General features: G+C 73.1%; 2 protein-coding genes. Both read right to left on the minus strand.

Annotated elements, in window-relative coordinates; genetic code table 11:
* Positions 1 to 461 precede the first annotated feature (461 nt).
* Positions 462 to 1,103, minus strand: a complete 642-nt coding sequence (locus tag E1193_RS29475; protein WP_132186427.1) for a phosphotransferase — start codon at positions 1,101 to 1,103, stop codon at positions 462 to 464.
* A gap of 98 nt (positions 1,104 to 1,201) precedes the next feature.
* Positions 1,202 to 5,599 carry a tetratricopeptide repeat protein gene (locus E1193_RS29480; protein ID WP_132186428.1) on the minus strand — a complete coding sequence of 1,466 codons (4,398 nt, stop codon included), beginning with the start codon at positions 5,597 to 5,599 and terminating at the stop codon, positions 1,202 to 1,204.
* Positions 5,600 to 5,821: the final 222 nt, after the last annotated feature.

A 5,821-nucleotide genomic window follows, 5' to 3' on the forward strand; every position in this document is an offset into this window, starting at 1 on the left:
GGTGCGGGTGGTGGGCGGCGCCGGCGTGCTCGCGACGGTCGTCGGGGCGACGGTGGGCGAGGTGGTCGGCCCGGTGGCGGGCTGGCCGGTGATCGGCGAGACCGGCTCATCACCGCAGCCGGCGAGCAGCGCCGCGGTCAGGGCGAGCGTGACGGCGACAGTGGGACGGGTGAACATCGGGGCCTCCTTGGCGCGAACGGTCCTGTCTGGTTCGTCCACCACGGGCGCGCAGAAGTTCGGCCCGCTTCGTGTGTCGAGGCCATCGACCATGTCGGCCACGGGTGCCTGCGGCCCGCCTCGGCGCGACGGTGATTCAGGTCAACCCGCAGCAGATTCCGCTGGACCGGATTACCTCGGTCAGCCTGCGTGGACCGGCCGCCCAGGTGCCGCCGGCGCTCGTCGACACCGCCTGGGGTGACTGCGGCGACACGTACACTGGTGGGCCGTGGCGCTCGTGCCCGTCAGGGGACGGCGAGCGCCTTGCCGATGTTCCACTCGGCCAGATCCAGCATCCACTGCCGACCGGGGAAGTCGGTGTCCGCGATCCGCAGCGGACCCTCGATCAGGGACAGCACCTGCGCGTACCGGTAGAGCTCCAACCGGTGTGGGTCGAGGTCGACCGGGCGCAGCAGCGGGTACGCGTCGCCGAAGCGCATCTGTAGCCAGGCGTGATCCCATTCGACGTCGAAGTACGTCAGGCCCTCGAAATCGATCATGACAGGTTCGCCGGCGGGCGTGACGAGTACGTGATCCGGCCCGAGTTCGCCGTGGACCAGCCCGTACGTCTCACGAGCCGTGACCGCGCCACGGAGGCGACGCACATGTCCGGCGATCCGGTCGTGTGCGTCGGCCAGCCGGGCGTCGCGGGTGGCTGCGGTGTGGAGATGGCTGAGCGCCCGGTCCACCGACCACGGCGGCCAGTAGTTCTCAACGGCCGCCCACACATAGAGGATCACCTTGGTCTGGTCGTCCAGCCGTAGCCGGTAGACGCCCTTCCTGCTGCCGCCGGTCAGCCGGTCCAGCGCGATGGGACGGCGGGCAGCGCCGAACTGGTCCGCTACCAGGTCGCGCACATCGTCCGGCTGTAGGAACGCCCGTTGCATTGATCACCTTTCGTCGGGCTCGCGATGAACACCGCGCGGTGGGGTGCGGAGAGGCCCATGATGCCCGTATTCACCCCCGCGCGGGGGCCGGAGTGGTGTCAGCGGGCGGTGCCGCCGGCTCGGCGCGTGTCGAGATGCCGTCGCATGACCGCGGCCTCCGCCGGTTCCCCGCACCGGTCCAGCGCGTCGGCCAGGAGGTGACACGCCTGGAGGAAAGCCGCGCCGAAGCGTTGCGGGTCGCGTTGGGCGAGCGTGGTGTGCAGCTCGACCGACTCTCGGGCCGCCCTGACCGCGCCGGGCAGGTTCCGGCCGGTCAGCAGACAGACCCGAGCGTAGGCGGACAACGATCTCGCCAGCGGGGGCAGGTACGTGCCCCGGTCCCCGCCGGCCAGTCGGCGACGGATGGTGACCGCCTCGGCGGCTGCGGTCAACGCCTGCTTGCCCTGCCCCAGGTCGGCCAGGAGCAGGCCGAGGTTGTGCGACGTGATCGCCAGGTCCGGCAGGTACACCTCGGGCTCTGCGGCGGCGAGTCGTCGGCGGATGGTGGCGGCTTGCGTCGCGGGAGCCAGCGCCTTTCCCTGCTGTCCCAGGTCTGACTGGAGCACCCCGAGATCGTCCAGGGCGGAGGCCAGCGCGCCCAGGTGGGCTCCCGGATCCGCCTCGGCCAGGCGTCGCCGGATGGCCACCGCCTCCTCGACGGGCCCGGGCGCATCGTGGCCACGCCCAAGGTCGGCCCACAGGTTGCCCAGGTTGTGCAGGGACGTGGCCAGGTCGGGCAGGTGCTCCGCAGCCGTCCCCGCCAGCCGGCGTCGGATGGTGACGGCCTCCTCGGCGGGGGATACCGCCTCCCCGAGGCGGCCCTGTCGTCTGAGGCAGACGCCGAGGTCGTGCAGGCAGACGGCGAGGTCTGCCAGGTGAGCGCCCGGATCCTTGTCGGCGAGCCGACGGTGCACCGGCAGGGCCACCTTCAGGGCCGCCGTGACCTCGTCGGTTCGTTTCAGCTTCCGCAGCAGGACGCACCGGTTCCACAACGACGTGGCGTAGTCGGCCAGATGGTCGTCGGGTGCGGTTCCGGCCAGCGGTTCGAGGACGGCCACCGACTCGGTGATCGCAGCCAGAGCCTCCTCGTCGCGTCCCAGCTCCATCAGCCGGCGGCTGAGTCCGTGGGCCACGACACCGACCATCCCGGCGTTCGCCCCGGGATCGGAGCGGGCCAGTCGCCGCCAGAGCCGCAGGCATTCCGCGGTGGCGGCGACCGCCTCCTCCTGCCGCCCCGCTCCGTGCAGGCACTGCCCCAGCACGTGCAGCGCGGTGGCCAGCTCCGACAGGTGCTCGGTCGGGTCCTGGTCGGCCGCCCGCCGCCAGAGCTGGACGGACTCCTGCGCCGCGTCGAAAGCCTCGGCTGCCTCGGTACGACACCGCCGGCGGACCGCGACGAACCGGTCCAGCGACCGGGCCAGCTGTGGCAGGCGGGTGGGGTCGGTCCCGGCCAGCGGTCGGGACAGCAACACCGCCTCACGGGTCGGCTCCAGTGCCTCGTCGTACCGACCACTCAGGGCCGACGCCTCGGCGAGCAGCTCCACGGCACGCAACAGCTCCGCCGTGCGGGTCCCCGGATCGTCGCCGGGGCACTCCCGGCGTAGCTGGACGAGTTCCCGGGCCACCGCCGCGGCGCCGACGTGGTCGCCCGATCGCCCGAGCAGTACGGCCCGCAGCTCCACGATGTCGGCGAACGGCCCCGTGGCCTCGCCGGCGACCACGTCGCGAGCCAGGTCGATCACCTGCCCGAGCAGGCGCTGGGCCTCGTCCAGGGACCCCTCGGCCATCAGGGCCATGCTCCGCTGCATCAGCAGGATCGCCCGGGACGGAGCCAACGGGAGCCGGTCCAACAGCCGCTGGGCCACGGTCGCCGACTCGGTGAGGACCACGGTCGCCTCGGCCGTCCGCCCGGACTCGACCAGCAGGCGACCGAGCCGGGCCGGCAGCAGCGCGATCCGGGGACGATGCATCGCCGCGAGCGCGTCGGGCGCCTCGCGATACCACCGCAGGCTCTCGGCGTACGCGTCGATGGCGGCCTCCTGGTCACCGGACTGTTCGGACACGTCGCCCCACCGCGCGAGCGCCAGCACGAGCCCGCCACGATGTGCGCTCGGGTTGTCGCCGGCCAGCGCGCGGTACAGGCGGACGCCCTCGGTCGCCGCCTCCCGGGCGGGTGGCCCGCTCTCCGCAGCGGCGAGGTTGAGCAGCGCGTTGGCCAGCTCGGAGCGGTGCGTCAGCGGATTGTCCCGGTCCAGCTCCCGCAACAGGCGCACCGCTTCCCGGATGGGAGCCGGCGCCTCGTCCCGGCGACCGGCGGCCAGCAGGCGGGCACCGAGGTTCCCCACGGCTCTGGCGTACTGCGGAAGGTGCGCGCCCGGGTTTGTCGTCACCCCCCGGTTGTGCAGTGTGAGGGCCTCCTGCGTGACGGCGAGAACCTCGTCCAGCCGACCGGCTTCCAGCAGTCGGTTGGCCACGGTGTCCAGGGTGGTGGCGAGGAACGGTTCGTACCGCCGCGGGTCGGCCGTGGCGAGGGGACGCAGCAGCTCGACAGCCTCGCGGGCGGTGGTCAGCGCCTCCTCGCCCCGGTCCTGGTCGGCCAGCCAGTTGCTGAGGTTGTTCAGGCACTGCGCCGTGGGGAACCGGTACCGGTCCGGTTCGGTCTCGAACAGCTGTCGGTACCGCTGGAGCGCTTCGGTGCCGACGGTGACGCTCCGGTCACGCCGCCCCTGGCCGGCCCGGGCGACACCGAGCATGTCCAGGCAGGCGGCGAGGAGGCCGACGAACTCGGCCGAGTCACCGGCGGCGAGGGCCCGGTACGTCGCGGTGGCCTTCTCGAGCGCCTCGACCGCCGCGTCGTACCGGCCGGCGTTGGCCAGCCGGCCACCGAGCACCGCGTGGACGCTTGCCCGGTCGCTGTCGTTGTCGGCGCGTCGCAGCCGTTCGTGCGCGGTGCGCTCGGCGACGTCGGCGGCGCCGAGATCGAGGTCGACGTACGGGACGGCGGGGAACTCCGCCTCGATCGCCTCGAGAACGGCCAGGCCGATAGTCGGACTGGCCGCGAGCATGCTCAGTGTCGCGTTGCCCGCGATGACGGCGAGCCAGGGCCGTTCGCGCAGCAGCGGATGGAGTTGCTCGGTCGCGATCCGGGGCCAGCGGTCGGCGGTCGCCACCAGGAAGAGCATCGCCCGAGCAACCGACGCGGCCTCGGTGGGCGACTCCGGTGACCGCAGCACCTGCCGCAACCGTGCCGACGCCCACGGCCGTGCGTGCCGATCCGACAACCGGTGGGCGAGATAGTCCTCGGCGAGCCGGTCGGGATACAGCGGTTGCAGCACGGTCGGTTCCGCTGCCGGCTCGGTGCCGGGGTAACAGCGGCCGTGGTCGCTGATGATCCGGTCGGCGGGCAACTCCCTCTCGACCCGGTCCAACAGCGTGACCGCGGCGGGATAGCTCAGCGGTCCGGCCAGCACCGCGGTGAGGGTGGTCCGGGCCATGACGCTGGGTGGGGTGTGGTGGTCCAGCCCGCGTGTGCGCTGCTCGTACAGGTGTGTCCAGTGGGCCTCCTCCCGGTCGAGGAGGTACCGGGTCAGCTGACCGGGCTCGTTCGGTGCAGGCGCCCCGGTCGCGTGGGCGTCGACGGCCACCAGGGCGGCCACGTGCAGGGCGAGGGTGAGCCCGAGATCCTCGTGGTCGAGGTCGATCGGCGCGGCGATCAGCGACGGGTCGTCGATGCCGTGGACGGCGGCGAAGGCGTCCCGGGCCGCGGCGAACATTCTCGAGCGTTCGCCGGCGATCCCGGTGGTGATCGGCGGCAGTGCCTGCGCCGAGACGTCCACCTGGACGTGGGCCTTGCCGAGTTCGGCGCGTACCGCCGGCCAGCCGGCGTCGGAGCGGGCCAGCAGCAGCACCCGGCCGGGGCGGTCCGGCCGGTGCAGCAGGCTGTTGCGCAGCAGCCAGATCAACGCCGTCAGCGGCCACCGGTCGGCGTAGTCCACCACCAGCAGCACCCCCCGGTGCTCGTCCAGGCGCAGGTCCTGACTGTCCGGCCGGGGTGCCACACCGCCGATGTTCACGCTGGCCAGCACGACCCGCCAGCCCGCCGTACGGGACTCGGCCGCGAACCGGGCGGCGAGCCGGGTCTTGCCCTGGCCGCCGGCACCGTGCAGCAGCCGCACCCCGAGCCGGGCTTCGCCGTCACGCCACCGGCGCAGGGCGTCACGCTCGCGGCCACGACCGGTGAATGGCACCACCCGCGCGTGCACGTCGAGCATCCGGCTGGGCAGTTGGCGCAGGGCGTCGTCGTCCCACCGTGGCCCGGGTCGTTCCTCGTGGAGGAGGTACAGCGGGGTTCCGTCGCCATGGACGTGGACGTCCGCGCCGATGGCCCCGTAGGCGAACCCCGCGGTGGCGGTGACGTGCTGGACGGCGTCGCCCGGGGGACCGCTGATGGCCGTCACGACCGTCTCCCGGCGGCGGCAACGGCGGCGACCGAGCCTGCCGCGCCGTCCGTCCTCATCCGCTCGACCGCTGTCATGGTCACCGTCTTCGCTGTTGCCATGGATCGTCGCCACCAGTGTGCCGAGGCTGCGGCCGGGGCGGGGACCACGGTCGTGTCGCGATCGCGACACGGAGGGGCGCGCTGATGCCCGGTGTCAGCGAGGCTCGTCCCCGTGGTCGGG

It is taken from the genome of Micromonospora sp. KC606 (assembly GCF_004348675.1).
Lineage (GTDB): Bacteria > Actinomycetota > Actinomycetes > Mycobacteriales > Micromonosporaceae > Micromonospora.